This window comes from Deinococcota bacterium (assembly GCA_030858465.1).
In the GTDB taxonomy this organism is placed as follows: domain Bacteria; phylum Deinococcota; class Deinococci; order Deinococcales; family Trueperaceae; genus JALZLY01.
In genome coordinates this window covers 1-13,783 of record JALZLY010000378.1, presented here as the reverse complement: position 1 = coordinate 13,783, position 13,783 = coordinate 1, and the positions used below count along the sequence as shown (strand labels likewise).

General features: G+C 61.6%; 14 protein-coding genes and 1 pseudogene. All 15 read right to left on the bottom strand.

The window, feature by feature from the left end; all coding sequences use genetic code 11:
• Window positions 1-13 precede the first annotated feature (13 nt).
• Window positions 14-595, bottom strand: coding sequence for a hypothetical protein (locus M3498_18685; GenBank protein MDQ3461294.1), 582 nt, complete (start codon window positions 593-595; stop codon window positions 14-16).
• A gap of 7 nt (window positions 596-602) precedes the next feature.
• Window positions 603-1,424 carry a carbohydrate ABC transporter permease gene (locus M3498_18680; protein ID MDQ3461293.1) on the bottom strand — a complete coding sequence of 274 codons (822 nt, stop codon included), beginning with the start codon at window positions 1,422-1,424 and terminating at the stop codon, window positions 603-605.
• A complete protein-coding gene (locus M3498_18675) occupies window positions 1,421-2,347 on the bottom strand; it encodes a sugar ABC transporter permease (protein MDQ3461292.1) in 927 nt (308 codons plus the stop codon). Before M3498_18675 ends, M3498_18680 begins: the two co-directional genes overlap by 4 nt.
• 59 nt (window positions 2,348-2,406) lie before the next feature.
• Window positions 2,407-3,675: an extracellular solute-binding protein gene (locus M3498_18670; GenBank protein MDQ3461291.1), complete on the bottom strand. Its 1,269-nt coding sequence runs from the start codon at window positions 3,673-3,675 to the stop codon at window positions 2,407-2,409.
• A 93-nt stretch (window positions 3,676-3,768) separates the two neighbouring features.
• On the bottom strand, window positions 3,769-4,776 hold the full coding sequence (locus tag M3498_18665; protein ID MDQ3461290.1) for a LacI family transcriptional regulator: 1,008 nt from the start codon (window positions 4,774-4,776) through the stop codon (window positions 3,769-3,771).
• Between the two features lie 112 nt (window positions 4,777-4,888).
• Window positions 4,889-5,016 (bottom strand): annotated as a pseudogene (locus M3498_18660) (aspartate kinase).
• Window positions 5,017-5,091: 75 nt separating this feature from the next.
• Entirely contained in the window at window positions 5,092-6,090 is a 999-nt protein-coding gene (locus tag M3498_18655; protein MDQ3461289.1) for an NAD(P)/FAD-dependent oxidoreductase, read from the bottom strand.
• Window positions 6,091-6,163: 73 nt separating this feature from the next.
• The gene (locus M3498_18650; GenBank protein MDQ3461288.1) at window positions 6,164-6,562 is read right to left on the bottom strand and encodes a type II toxin-antitoxin system VapC family toxin; all 399 of its coding nucleotides are present in this window, start codon (window positions 6,560-6,562) and stop codon (window positions 6,164-6,166) included.
• Complete coding sequence (locus M3498_18645; protein MDQ3461287.1) at window positions 6,559-6,789, bottom strand: hypothetical protein; 231 nt, start codon at window positions 6,787-6,789, stop codon at window positions 6,559-6,561. The genes M3498_18650 and M3498_18645 overlap by 4 nt, the downstream gene beginning before the upstream one ends.
• A 136-nt stretch (window positions 6,790-6,925) precedes the next feature.
• Window positions 6,926-7,696: an ABC transporter ATP-binding protein gene (locus M3498_18640; GenBank protein MDQ3461286.1), complete on the bottom strand. Its 771-nt coding sequence runs from the start codon at window positions 7,694-7,696 to the stop codon at window positions 6,926-6,928.
• Window positions 7,693-8,517: an ABC transporter ATP-binding protein gene (locus M3498_18635; protein MDQ3461285.1), complete on the bottom strand. Its 825-nt coding sequence runs from the start codon at window positions 8,515-8,517 to the stop codon at window positions 7,693-7,695. Before M3498_18635 ends, M3498_18640 begins: the two co-directional genes overlap by 4 nt.
• A gap of 1 nt (window position 8,518) precedes the next feature.
• A complete protein-coding gene (locus M3498_18630) occupies window positions 8,519-9,937 on the bottom strand; it encodes a branched-chain amino acid ABC transporter permease (protein MDQ3461284.1) in 1,419 nt (472 codons plus the stop codon).
• Window positions 9,937-11,139 (bottom strand): branched-chain amino acid ABC transporter permease, encoded by a 1,203-nt coding sequence (locus M3498_18625; protein ID MDQ3461283.1) that lies wholly within the window; start codon window positions 11,137-11,139, stop codon window positions 9,937-9,939. Before M3498_18625 ends, M3498_18630 begins: the two co-directional genes overlap by 1 nt.
• Before the next feature lie 214 nt (window positions 11,140-11,353).
• A complete protein-coding gene (locus M3498_18620) occupies window positions 11,354-12,508 on the bottom strand; it encodes an ABC transporter substrate-binding protein (GenBank protein ID MDQ3461282.1) in 1,155 nt (384 codons plus the stop codon).
• Between the two features lie 182 nt (window positions 12,509-12,690).
• Window positions 12,691-13,783 (bottom strand): type I glutamate--ammonia ligase (gene glnA, locus M3498_18615; GenBank protein ID MDQ3461281.1); only part of this gene is annotated, 1,093 nt, incomplete at its 5' end.

Here is a 13,783-nt window from a genome sequence, read left to right as displayed (position 1 = left end):
GATGACAGCTTCATCACTGGCGTAACCTCGCCAGATTGGCCTCGGCGCGCTCAGCGAGGGCGGCGTCGCGGCCAAAAAGCTCCAATACCTCCTCGTAGACCTCCTCGGCAGTGCGCAGGTCGCCCTCCTCTTCGTAGAGCTCGCCCACGCGCAGGTAGATGCGGCCGAGATAGGGATTACTGCGACCGATATTCACCTGGACGAAGCGCTCGGCTTCAGTGAGACTGAGCCTCTCCTCGATGAGCTCATCAATGCGCGCTCTCGCCCGGACGACCTCTTCTGGGATTGGCCAGGCGTAGGGATTATTCCAGACCCGCAGCACCTGGCCGTAGCCACCCCTAAAGATATAGCGGCCGCTTCTCTCGTCGAACTCTTCAAAGCCGTTCAAGGCGAGCAGGTAGTCGCCTTCGGCGAAGCTCGCATCGGCGCTTGCCATGAACTCGGCGGAGAGGCGATAGGCCCGGTACCAGGCGAGGGCGTAGGTCGAGGCGATGAGAATGAGAACGGCGGCGAGGATGAGCGGGGCCCGCAGCCACGAGCGGCCTCGACTCGTCTTGGGGGGCACGATGGTCGGTTGCGTCGCTGGCATCGTCATGGCGGCCTCACTTCAAGGAGACGTTGGCAAACGCCTTCATGAACTGGTCCTGCAGCAAGAAGTAGAGGACGACTAAGGGCACGGTGATAAGGGTGGTGGCGGCCCAGATCTGCTGAGCGTTCTCGCCCGGCACGGTGCCCTGGAACTGCTGGAGGCCGAGCTGGACTGTCCAGGTTTCGGGCCTATTGAGGTACAGCAGCGGCCCCAGAAAGTCGTTCCAGCTTCCGATAAAGGTGAGGATCGCAACGGTCGCCAGAACCGGCCGCGACATCGGCAGCATGATCCGCCAGAAGATGCCCAGCTCGCTGGCGCCGTCCAAGCGGGCCGCCTCGAGGAGCTCGTTCGGAATCCCCACCATGAACTGCCGGACGAGGAAGATGTTGTAGATCGACACCGCCGAAGGGATGATGAGCGCGTGAAACTGGCCCACCCAGCCGAGGTTGTAGATGATCACGTAGGTGGGAATCAAGAAGAGCACGCCCGGGATCATCATGGTGGCGAGCATGAAAGCGAAGAGCCTGTCGCGTCCAGGAAAGGGAATTTTGGCGACGGCGTAGGCGGCGAGCGCGCTCAAAAAGGTGTTTAAAAGCGTCACCGAGACGGAGATGATGAGCGAGTTTCTAAAGAGCCTCAGCATGTCGAGGCGGGTGAACACGTCAATGTAGCCCGAGAGGGTGATGCGGCTGGGCAGGCTGTTGGGCGCGTTCAAGATTTCCGGGCCCGGCTTGACCGAGTTCATCACCATGTAGAAGAAAGGATAGGCAACAAAGAAGGCCCCGACGACGAGCAGCCCGTAGACGAGGGTCCGCGTCCAGATGGAGCGTCTCACGAGACGTCTCGCCGGAAGAACTTGAACTGCAGCCAGGTGCCGACGGCGATGATGCCAGCTAGAAGCAGGCCCAACACCGAGGCGTAGCCAATGTTGGAGCGGTCAAAGGCCTGAGCGTAGAGGTAGAGAACGGGGGTAAGCGCTTGGTTGCGTTGGCCGCCGTAGAGGTCAAAAAGCATGAATACCTCGGTGAACATCTGCAGGCCGTTGATAAGGTCGATAATGAGGAGAAAGAAAATCTGCGGGTGGAGCTGCGGCCAGGTGATGAAGCGAAACTTCTGCCAGGGGCTCGCCCCATCGATGTCGGCGGCTTCGTAGAGCTGCTTGTCGATCGAATAGAGGCCCGCCAAGAGAATGACGGTCGAGATGCCGAACCACTTCCAGGTATTGATAAGTGCGATGACCGGCATCGGCAGCCAGGTGGTGAACTGCCAGTAGATGGGGCCGGCGAAAAGGCCGCTATCGATGAGAAGGCTCTGCAGCGGGCCGTTGGGGCTGGTCAGGTAGCCGCCGATGGTCATGAGGACGACCACCGAGGTGACGACCGGCATGAAGTAGATCGTACGGAAGAAGCGGCCCAAGAAGCGGGCTTCCTTTAACAGCAGAGCGGTGGCGAGCCCCAGGCTGTTCTTGAGGACGACGAAGACGACCTGATTGTAAATGATGTTGAAGAGCGCCAGCCAGAAGAGGCGATCCGAGAGGCCGCGCAGCCAGTTGCCGATGCCCACGAAGGTGAGGCGCTCGGGGTTGGTGAACGAGTAGTCGAAAAAGGTGAGGTAGAACGACAGCGCCAAGGGATAAAACCCGAAGACGACAAAGAGGAGTACCCAAGGAGCGACGAAAACGTAGCCCCACTTGTGCTTAAAGACCTGCTGCCAAAACCGCGAGCGCGCGGGCCGGACGGTGACGGTGGGCTGTACCACGCTCTCTCCTTCGCCTCGGCGAACGGCCGCGCGAGGACTGCCTCGCGCGACCCCGACGGCTAGCGCGACTCCAACTCCTGCCGAGCCCTTTCGGCCGCCATCTCCACGGCCTCCTCGGGCGAGCCGCGGCCCTCGACCACGACCTCTTGATAGACTCCCTGGATAGCGTTGGCAACCGCTTCGGCGGTGGCAGTCATCTCGGGCAGGACGGCGTGCTCGAGAGCCTCGACGAAGGGCCGGCGGGCGGGTTCCTGGAAGTAAGGGTCGTCTTGCAGGCTCTCTAGGACGGGCAGGTAGCCGAGCTCGGTGATGAAGCGCCGGTTGTTCTCCTCTTCCATGAGGAACTGGACGAACGCCCAGGCGAGATTTTGCCGCTCGGGATTGGTCTTGAGGATGATCAGCGCGCGGCCGCCGTAGGTGCTGTAGCTGGTGTCGCCCTCGTTCGGTACGGGGATGGGCGCAACGCCGACATCCTCGCCGATGACCATGGGCCGGTCGGCCGCTTCACGCAGGTTGGGCTCCCAGGAGTAACCATATTGCGGCCACATGCCGACTTGCCGGCTGAAAAAGACCGGGTCCATGACGGGCGGCGCGTGCTGTTGCGCGGCGCGGCCGAATTCGAAGAAGGCGTCGAGTTTGCAGTCCTCGCGGTCGAAGACGATGTCGGTGCCGAGGCGGTTTAACAGCCTGCAGCTGTTTTGGTTGGCATTCAAGTAGATGGGCTGGAGCATGTTCCAGTACCAGCCGCCCCAGGCGAGCGCCTCGTTCCAGAGGACGAGGCCGTGGGTATCGGCGCCTAAGTTGTCGATCACCTCGGCGGCCGCGAGGAACTCGTCCCAGGTCGTCGGCGGGTTTTCAGGGTCCAGGCCCGCTTGCTCGAAGAGTTCCTTATTGTAGATCATCAGGGTAACGTCGGCGCCGATGGGCACGTAGTAGCGCTGGCCGTAAAGGGGCTCGTAGGAGGTAGGCACGAGCCTGTCAAAGAGCTCGTCGGCGCCGGGCATATCGTCGAGCGGCAGGACCACGTCCTGAGACGCCAGACGGCCGATCATCCCGCCAAACGAGGTGATCAGCAGGTCGGGCTGGTTGCCCGCGGCGATGAGCGCTTCAAAGGCGCCACCCTCGGGTTCGGGAACCAGGTTGACAGTAACGGCGGGGTGCCGTCTCCTGAACTCCTGCGCCAGCGGCTCGACGGTGTCGCGCATGGCACCGGCCACGACGGAGACCGTGAGCGTACCCGCGTGTTGCTCCTGAGCCGAGGTCGTGGACGGAAGAAAAAGGACGAGCGCGCCCAGCCAAAGAAGCGAACGTTTGAGAGCAAGATGCATCGTGAACTCCTTTCCAAGATGGGTTTGGGGTGACGGGTGTGGAAGCGCTTTTACTACCACGCTTCCAACGAAAGCCTGTTCACACCTCCTTTCCTAGCGGAGATGGTTCCCGCAGGACTGACGAACGACGACTTGCGTCGGCAACACCACGCGCTTGGGCGCGAGGGGTTTCTCGGGATCGAGCACCGCACTAGCCGCCCGGTAGCCCATCTCGTAAGCGGGCTGCCGGACGGTCGTGAGCGCCGGGCTCACGTAACCAGCCATGGGAACGTCGTCGAAGCCGACGACGGCAATGTCCTCAGGGACCCTAAGCCCCTGCTCACGGATGGTGATGACGGCGTCGATAGCCATCTGGTCGTTGGCGGCAAAGACGGCCTCAGGCAAGGGCCCGCGCGCTATGAGCTCCGCCATCGCCCTTGAGCCGCTGCCGCGGTGGTAGTCGCCCTGGGCGAAGGCGAAGGGCGCGAGCCCGCGCCCAGCCAGCGCGTCTTTGAGCCCGCGCAGGCGCTCGGCGTTGTCGGGGGTGTAGTCGCTGCCGGCGATATAGGCGATCCGCCGGTAGCCCAGCTCGAGCAGGTGTTCGGCCAGGACGCGGGCGCCGCCGTAGTTGTCGGCGAGGAAGGTCAAGGCGCCCTCGCCGCCGTCTTGCTGAACGAAGGCCACCGCGAAGCCTTGAGCTAGGAGCCGCTCGAGTTCTTCGGGCGGAACCTTGATGCCGACCAGGATCATGCTGTCCACGCGCCGCTGGTCGAAGAGCTGGAGATAGCGACGCGCGTCGTGCTCAAAGGGCTGGCTGGCGACAAGCAGGTTGTGACCCGCCGCCGCGGCCGCCTCCTCGACGCCACGGACGATCTCCAAGAAAAAGGGGTCGCTCAAGATAGGAATCACAAAGCCCAAAGTCTGCGTCCGCTGGATGGCGAGGCCACGGGCGAAGGCGCTCGGCTGATAACGAAGCTCGCGAATCACCTCGAGCACGCGTTCGCGGGTCTCGGGGTTCACCCGGTCCAATTCGTTGACCACGCGCGACACCGTGCTGATCGAAACGTTGGCGTGTTTGGCAACGTCTTTGATCTTTACCCTGCCAGGCTCCGACGAAACCATGACCCGCCTCCGACCTCCTGGAAAACATTGTAAAAACATTTATCAGTATAAACATCAGATCCTGACTATAAAAGCGCTTTTACTACAATTGTATCGGGCGTATAAGGCGCGCGGCAGCCGTGCGAACCGCCACCTTGTCCCCGCCTCGACGGTACGCGCAATGCGCGCCGCCACCTTGTGGATGCGGTCGACGTCGCCGACGCTGGTGCCGCCGTACTTTTGAACGACTATCCGCGACATGGAAATTCAAAACTGAAAGTTGAAGGTTGAAAAAAACTTCTCTTTTGACTTTTGAATTTTGACTTTTGAATCATCCTACTGCTGTTTGTCCGAGGAGTGGCCGGGCTCGACCGAGAGCTCGGGGTCGATGTGGTGCGCGGCGTAGTTCGCGGCGATGGCCGCCTCGCCGAAGCCGGTGGCGATGAGCTTCAGCTTGCCGGGATAGCTGGCCACGTCGCCCGCGGCGAAGACGCCGGGCATGCTCGTCATCATGTCCTGGCCGACCTTGATCCTCTTCTTGTCGAGCTCGAGCCCCCAGTCGGCGATGGGCCCCAGTTTCGAGAGGTAGCCCGCCATCGACAAGACGTCGTCGACGGCGAGGGGCACCTCGGTCTTGGTCTGGTTCTGGAAGACGACCGCCTCCGACAGCCTCTCCTCGCCCCGCAGCTCCCTTAGTTCATAGGGCGTCATCACCCGGCCCTCGCCTTTCATCGCCGCCGTCTTCATGAGGTCTACGGTGGCCCCATGGGCGCGAAAGGCCTCGCGGCGGTGGATCAGCGTGACCGACCGCGCCACGTCCTTGAGCATCATGAACCAGTCCACCGCGGAGTCGCCACCGCCGATGATGAGGACGCGCCGGTCCTTGTAGGCCGCCAGGTTCTTGACGCTGTAGGCGACGCCCCGGCCCTCGAAGTCGCTCACGCCGAGGGCGGTCAGCTTGCGCGGCTCAAAGGCGCCGATGCCCGCCGCGACGATGACCGCCCTGGAGGGATAGACCGCGCCGGTGTTGGTGGTCAGCTCGAAGTGGCCGTCCCTTCTCTCCAGGGTGGTGGCGGTCTCCTCGAGGACGTAGTCGGGGTGGAACTGACTGGTCTGCTGGCGCAAGCTGTTGACGAGCTCCTTGGCGAGGACCCGGGGATAACCGGCCACGTCGTAGATGAACTTTTCGGGGTAGAGGGCGGTGAGCTGCCCGCCGGGCTCGGGCAGGGGGTCGATAAAGCGCATGCTGAGCCCGCGCTGCCCGGTGTAGAAACCGGCGAAAAGGCCGGTAGGTCCCGCGCCGATGATGCTCACGTCGACAAGTTTGTGGGTCACGCCGGCCTCCTAGGCGGCTAAAGCATACCGCAAACAGACGTGATTCTCGCGGCCCTTGCTTTACACCTCTGCTTTACACCTCCCAGTCCTCGAGCTTGAGCCCTGGCACCTGAGCGAACTCGCGAACGTTGTGGCTGACGAGGGTCAGACCGTGCGCAAGCGCAGTCGTGGCGATGAGCATGTCGTTTGCACCGATGGGCTTGCCCATGCGCCTCAGATCGGCGCGCAACCGGCCATAGGCTCTAGCGCAGGCATCGTCGAAGGGAACGCTCACCAGGGGCTCGAGAAAAAGCTCGAGAAGGCGCAGATTTTCCGCCACGCGCTGGCTGCTGTAAACGCCGTAAAGGAGTTCGGCGCGAACAATCGCAGAAATTCGGTAGCGGCTAGGGTCATGCGCCTTGAAACGCGCGATGAGCGGTGGCGAGGTCCCGTTCAGGAGGTGAACGCAGGCGTTCGTGTCGAGAAGAATCATTCGAGGAAAGGCTCGCGCTCTTCGAGCGGCAAGGGCTCGGGGCGCTCGAGCGGCTCGCCTTGCCACTTGCCGATGACGCTCTCGAAATAGCCTTCCGGCCATCCTGGGGCGACCTCGCGCTGGACGACATCGGCGAGATACTTAGAAAGGCTCGTGTTCTTGTCCTTCGCCCTCTGCCGCAGGCGCTCGGCCACCTCATCGGGCACATAAAAGTGAAGTTGGGGCATGGCCTATCCTCCAAACGCAGGTTAACACATCTATGTGCTATAATTGTATGTGGCCTATGTGTAGGTGGTTTGGCTGTAAGTGGCCTATGTGTGACGCGAGCGCGCGAGCTTGTCTCCTTGCGCGCCCAATCGAGCCTCAGACCTCGCCCAAATAGGCCCTCTTCATCGCGTCGTTGTTGAGCAGCTCTCTGGCCGCTCCCGAGAGGACCACCTCGCCCGTTTGCAAGACGTAGCCCCGGTCGGCGATCGACAAGGAGACGTTGGCGTTTTGCTCGACCACAAAGACGCTGATGCCCTCCTTATTGACCCTCTTGATGATCTCGAAGATGCGCTCGACGAAGAGCGGCGCCAGCCCCATCGAGGGCTCGTCCATCAAGATCAGCTTGGGCCGGCTCATGAGGGCCCGGCCCATCGCCAGCATCTGCTGCTCGCCGCCCGAGAAGGTGCCGCCCTTTTGCTCGAGCCGCTCGGCCAGGCGCGGAAAGAGGGAAAAGACGTAGTCCATGTCCTCACGGATGCCCCCCCTGTCATTGCGCAAGTAGGCGCCCATCTCGAGGTTTTCACGCACCGTCATCTTGGGGAATATCCGCCGGTTTTCGGGCACCACCGCCATGCCGCGCATCACACGCTCGGCGGTGGTCAGGGTATCGGCGCGCTCGCCGCGAAAGTACATCTCGCCCTCGGAGACGCGCACGATGCCCAAAATGGCCTTCAAGGTGGTGGACTTGCCCGAGGCGTTGCCGCCCAGGAGGCAGACCATCTCGCCGGGATAGATGACCATGGTGACGTCGTTCAAGGCGCGAATAGCGCCGTAGTGGGTGGTGACGTTCTTGAGCTCGAGGAGCTTTTCCTGCTCCGCTTGCGCCTTCTCCGCCCGCTCCGGCTGCGCCACCGTCACCGCGCTCATAAGGGACCTCCCGCCTGCCCTTCCACCTTCTCCTCGGCCTTCTGCTCGGCCGCCTTTTTCCCCAAGTAAGCCTCGATGACGCTGGGGTCGTTCACGACGTCGCGGTACTGCCCCTCGGCGATCTTGCGCCCGTAGTCAAGCACGACGACGCGGTCGCTGATCTCGCCGACTAAGTTCATCTTGTGCTCGACCAAGAGGATGGTGTAGCCGCCTTCATCCCGCATGCGCCGGATGATCCGGGTGATTTCGATGGTCTCGCTCGGGTTCATCCCGGCGCTCGGCTCGTCGAGCAAGAGGAGTTTGGCGCCCGTCGCCATGGCCCGCGCCATCTCGGTGCGGCGCCTGTTGGCGTAAGACAAGACGTAGACCGGCTGGTAAAGCCGAAAGCTCATCAGTCGCGGCCCGAAAAAGGAGAGTTTCTCGAGGGCCACCTCATGCATGCGCTTTTCCTGACGGCGGTAGCCGGGCGTCCGCAAGACCGCCGCGAGCCAGGTCGAGCGCAGCTTGTGGTGCTGGGGGATAAGGACGTTTTCCAGCACCGTCAGGTTCATAAAGAGCCTGAGGTTTTGAAAGGTCCGGGCGATGCCCAAGTCCACGATCTTGTTGGTCGAGAGCCCGGCGATCGACTTGCCCAGAAAGCGGATGTCGCCGCTGTCGGGTTTGTAGACGCCCGTCACCAGATTGAAGAGCGTCGTTTTGCCCGCGCCGTTGGGGCCGATGACCGAGACGATCTCACCCTCGTTGACGTTCAGGCTCAAATCCGAAGTGGCCTGCACCCCGCCAAACGCCTTGCTGACCTTGTTAATCTCGAGCATCGCCACCTTATACCTCCCGGTCGCCGGAGCGGGGCGGGCGCGTGGGCGCGTTCTTGTCGCTCAGCGCGGCGGTCTTGTCCTTGTTGAGGGCGGGATTGGTGAGCCAGGCGTCTTGCGCCCGCTCCTCGTCGCTGGGCTTATCACGCCGCTCGCCAAAGAGCGCCGCCCAGTTGAATTCGCTGCTGCCCATGATGCCCGAGGGCCTGAAGATCATGATCACGATGAGCAAAATCGACAGCAGAATCGCGCGCATGCCAAAACCGCGCCAGCTTCCCTCCAGGAGGCCAAAGCTCGGCGCCAGCAGCGCAAAGACGATGGCTAGCAGCCCTAGCCCGCCCAAAACGGCGATGCCGCGGTTAAAGCGCGGTCTCAAGCGCTGGATGTGACGGAGCAGCAGCGTCCCCAGAGCGGCGAGAACAAGCGCGCCGCCGGCCAGCGTGAGCCAGGTGGTGAGGGGATAGGCCTCCTCGAGCGGGTCGCCGTACTGCCGCACGAAGATGACCAAGGCCGTGCCCAGGAGAACGCCCGTAAACGAGCCCGTGCCGCCGACGGAAATCGCCACCAGCAGAAAGAAGGTGATGACAAAAAGAAAAGACTCGAGGCGCGCCGTGCCCAGCCAGGAAACGTAAAGCCCACCCGCGACGCCCGCGAAAAAAGCGGAAATGGCAAAGGCCAACACTTTGTGGTACGCCGTGTTGACGCCCATCGCCTGAGCGGCGACCTCGTCCTCGCGGATGCCCTGCAGCGCCCGCCCGTAAGAACTGTACTTCAGCTTCAGCAGCACAAAGACGGTGGCGGCGAGGAGGGGAAATACAAACCAGATGTTTTTGCCAAACAGGACCGAGGGCACGCCCGCAAAGCCCAAGGCGCCGTTGGTAAAACTTGCCAGCAGGGAGGTAGCGGCCAAAAGGCGAATGATCTCGCCAAAGCCAAAGGTCACGATGGCCAGATAGTCGCCGCGCAGCCGCAAACTGGGAATGCCCACGATCAGACCAAAGAGCATGGCGACAAAGCCGCCTACCAAGAGCGAGAGCAGAAAACGGACCCACATCGTTTCAGGCGTGGTCAAAACGTCCAAGCCCAAGGCGCTCAGCCAGTTGCTCATGCTGAGGCCCAACGTCGTCGGCGTCATCTGGCTGCGGGCGCTGTCTAAAATCCGCTCTCTGGCCGCCTCCGGGAGCACGAGCAGCGCCGTCGTGTAGCCGCCGATCAGCATAAAGCCGTGATGGCCCAGGGAGAGAATGCCGGTCACGCCGTTGATCAAGTTGAGGCTGACGGCGGCGATGCCTAAAATAGCAAAAAGGGCGACCGCGTCGTTCATCCGGCGGCTGCCGGTCCCCTCCACCCAAAACAAAAACAGGGCGACAAGGCCAAGCCCTGCCAAGGTAAGCAGCAGGTTGCGGATGATTTTGCCGTTGGCACTCATCAGACTTTCTCCGAAAGGTCTTCACCGATAAGACCACTGGGCTTGATCAGCAAGATGATGACGAGCATGACAAAGGCAAAGGTGTCGCGGTATTCGGTGATGCCCGCAAAGGTCGCGGTGCGCGGGAACAGCGCCGTCAAAAAGTTCTCGAGAAAGCCTAGCAGCAGCCCGCCGAGCACCGCTCCCGGCAGGCTGCCAATGCCGCCGATGACGGCTGCCGCAAAGGCTTTGATACCCGGCAGGATGCCAAACACCGCCGGCTGGTTGAGGCTGCCAAAGGACAGACCCCAGAGCACCCCCGCCGCCGCCGCCAGCATCGAACCGAGCAAAAAGGTGGTGGCGATGACTTTGTTGACGTTGACGCCCATCATCTGGGCGGTTTCCGGGTCCTGTGCGGTCGCCCGCATGGCCTTGCCGAGCCGGCTGCGGCTGACGAAAAGCGTCAAGGCCACGACCAAAACGAGCGTCACCAAAGGGACCAAAACGATGAGCAGCGAGGTAAAGACCGTGCTGCCAAAGACCTCGAACCGCAAAGGGTCGGTCCAGGAAGTCGCAGGGCTGTAAGGCGTCTGGTTGCGGGTAAAGGCCAAAATGCCAAAATTTTGCAGAAAAAAGGACACGGCGATAGCGGTAATAAGCAGCGACATCCGCGGGGCGCCGCGCAGCGGGCGGTAGGCGATGCGGTCGATGGTAATCCCCAGGACCGCGGTGATCATCATGCTCATGAGCATGGCGAGAAGCCAGTGAATGTTCACGGTGTGAAGCGCATAGACCGAGAGCGCAAAGACCAGCGCGCCGCCGCCCAAGACCACGGGGTCGAGGAGGCGACCTCGGAAGGTGTCGAGCACCCGCATAACGCCGTAGGCGATAACAGCCGCGGCCAGGACCGCCCAGGGCAAGGCGTAAGGGGTATTGGAGAAGAGAAAAAAAGACGCAAAGGCCCCGACCATAAAGACTTCGCCGTGGGCGAAGTTGATGAGCCTGATAATGCCGTAGACCATGGTGTAGCCCAAGGCGATGAGCGCGTAGAGGCTGCCGAGTTGGAACGACCGCACAAAAGCGCCCACAAAATGAGCGGCGTTAAAGCCTTCTACCGCCATCACATAGGCTATGCGCCCCCCCACCAGGGCCAAGATGAGCCCCAGGACCAGCAAGCCTCCGCGGTTAAGGCGTTTTAGACGCATCATACTGGAAACAGTCATAAGCTCCTCGAGTTAAATCGTCTTGTTCACACGCGGCACAACCTTTACGCCAATAAAGTAGAGTATCAAGTCGGGCATCAAGATAATACGTTTCACCAGTGTAACATTTAGCATAGGTGCAGACACATAGCGTGCAGGGCGGGATGAGCCCGCCCTGCTTTGCTACCTTAGGCCAACTAAACCAACTAGGCCAACAGCGCTAACGCCAAACAAGCTACTGCGTGTCCTCCGCGCCGGTGCCGAGGCCAAAAAGGCTCTCCGAATCCCAGTCGTTGCTGCTGCGCACGTTGTACCTGAAAAAGGCGATGGTGCGGTCGGCCGGGGTGCCGTCGGTCCCTTCGTAGGTGATCTCTCCCGAGACACCGGGATAGGCCGTGAGCGAGGAGAGGGCTGCTAAAACGTCCGCGATCTCGGCGCTACCGGCAACGTCAATAGCCTCTAGGAGAACGTTGTAGGAGTCAGCACCGGCTAGGGTGAAGCCGTTAAAGTCGGTGGCGGCAGGATTGGCCTCTTCGAAAAAGCGGCCGAACTCCTCGGCGCGCGCTTGCGCTTCGCCGCTCAACACTTCGGGGCCGCCAAAACCGGTATAGATGACGCCGTCAAAGGCCGTTCCGCCACCTTCGGGGCACTGCGAATCATCCGAGGCGTCAGCCGCTAAAACTTGCTGCTCAAAGCCCTGCTGGCGAAGTTGGGTCACGAGCGGGGCGCCTTCCGGGCAAAAACCGCTAAAGTAGATGACTTCAGGGTCGAAACCGCGGATATCGGCAATCTGCGCGGAAAAGTCCACGGTGCCGGAGACAAAGTCGACCACTGCGGTTTCGCCTCCGAGCGTCTGGAACTCGTCGTTGAAGAAACCGGCCAAGCCAAAGGAGTAGTCGTCGTCCTGCTGGCGGAAGATAGCCGCGCGGCGGGCCTCCAAGTCATCGTAGGCATAGCGAGCGGCCACGACCCCTTGGAAGTCGTCGGTATAGGCCATGCGGAAGATGTACTCGCCAATTTGCGTGGTGGCGGGGTTGGTTGAAGCCGTCGAAACCATGATGATGCCGGCGTTTTGGAGCACCTCGGCAGCAGGAATGGCGTGGGTGGTGGCAATCGGCCCAAGCACGCCGAGCACGCCTTCGTCAACAAAGCGATTGGCGCAGGAAACAGAACCTTCGACGGTGGTGGCGTTGTCGCAAACGCTCAGTTCGATGGGGCGGTCCAAGACGGTACCCATCTGCGCTTGCGCGGTTTCAATGCCTTGCAGCGTCGTGTTGCCGATGGTGGCAAAGCGGCCGGAGAGCTCGAGATTGACCCCGATGCGGATGGGCTCCTGGCCAAAGGCCAGACCCATTATCGCGATCACGAAGATTAAACCCAGTTTCTTCATACTTCCTCCTAAAAGGCTTTAAAAGCCAACATGTAAACTTGCACGGTAAGCATAACCGTGTTGATGAGAACTGTCAACGGTGTTTTGGTGATGAATCTTCATGAAATCTCTATAGACCGCTAAGGATTGGCGGCCTGCAGCCGTCAAGGGGCTGGGTTTTGGCGTCCCCAGCCCCTTAAACCCTAGTAGCTCGTCAGGTAGCGCTCGACCTCCCAGGCGTGCACCTGCATCTTGTAGTCCTCCCACTCGAGGCGCTTGGCCTCGACGTAGTGCTCGAAGATGTGCTCGCCCAAGAGGTCGCGGACAAAGCGGCTCCTCTCCAAGGCGTCGACGGCTAAGTTGAGCGTGCCGGGAAGCTCTTTGATCTTGTGGCGGCGCTTGTCGCGGATGCTCATGTGAAAGATGTTTTTCTGGATGGCGGGCGGCGGCATCAGGCTGTTCTTGATGCCGTCCAACCCGGCGCCAAACATGACCGCTAGCGCGAGGTAAGGGTTGGCGGCGGGGTCGGGCATGCGCAACTCGGCGCGGGTGCTTAAGCCCCGCCGCGCCGGAATGCGGATCATGGCGCTGCGGTTGGCGGCGCTCCAGGCGATGTTGGTGGGGGCTTCGTAACCGGGCACCAGGCGCTTATAGGAATTAACGAGCGGGTTGGTGATGGCGACAAAGGAGGAGGCGTGCTCCAAGAGGCCACCGATAAAACAAAGCGCCGTCTCGCTCAGCTGGTCCCTGCCGTCGGGGTTATAAAAGGCGTTCTCACCGTTTTTAAAGAGGCTCAGGTGGGTGTGCATCCCCGAGCCGTTGATGCCGGCGATGGGCTTGGGCATAAAGGTGGCGTGAAGCCCGTACTTCTGCGCCACCCGGCGGACCACGAAGCGGAAGGTGGCGATGTTGTCGGCGGTCGTTAAGGCGTCGGCGTACTTAAAGTCGATCTCGTGCTGGCCGATGGCGACCTCGTGGTGGGCGGCCTCGACTTCAAAGCCCATCTGCACGAGGTAGTTGACGATGTCGCGCCGCGCCGGTTCGGCGCGGTCTAAGGGCGCTAAGTCAAAGTAGCCCGCCGAATCGTGGGTGACGAGCGAGGGCGTGCGGTTAGAGCCCATCTCAAAGAGAAAGAACTCGGCCTCCGGGCCGGCGTTTAAGGCGTCAAAGCCCATGCTGTTGGCCTTCTCGATGACGCGCTTTAAGACGTGGCGGGGGTCGCCCTCGAAAGGCTCGTCGTCGGGCAAGGCGATATCGCAAATGAGGCGGGCGACCCGGCCCCGCTCGGTCACCTCC

Coding starts and splice junctions, on each gene's coding strand:
- M3498_18640 (MDQ3461286.1), bottom strand. CDS start 7,696: ATGAGCGCGGTGACGGTGGCGCAGCCGGAGCGGGCGGAGAAGGCGCAA.
- M3498_18630 (MDQ3461284.1), bottom strand. CDS start 9,937: ATGAGTGCCAACGGCAAAATCATCCGCAACCTGCTGCTTACCTTGGCA.
- M3498_18665 (MDQ3461290.1), bottom strand. CDS start 4,776: ATGGTTTCGTCGGAGCCTGGCAGGGTAAAGATCAAAGACGTTGCCAAA.
- M3498_18670 (MDQ3461291.1), bottom strand. CDS start 3,675: ATGCATCTTGCTCTCAAACGTTCGCTTCTTTGGCTGGGCGCGCTCGTC.
- M3498_18650 (MDQ3461288.1), bottom strand. CDS start 6,562: ATGATTCTTCTCGACACGAACGCCTGCGTTCACCTCCTGAACGGGACC.
- M3498_18620 (MDQ3461282.1), bottom strand. CDS start 12,508: ATGAAGAAACTGGGTTTAATCTTCGTGATCGCGATAATGGGTCTGGCC.
- M3498_18625 (MDQ3461283.1), bottom strand. CDS start 11,139: ATGACTGTTTCCAGTATGATGCGTCTAAAACGCCTTAACCGCGGAGGC.
- M3498_18685 (MDQ3461294.1), bottom strand. CDS start 595: ATGACGATGCCAGCGACGCAACCGACCATCGTGCCCCCCAAGACGAGT.
- M3498_18645 (MDQ3461287.1), bottom strand. CDS start 6,789: ATGCCCCAACTTCACTTTTATGTGCCCGATGAGGTGGCCGAGCGCCTG.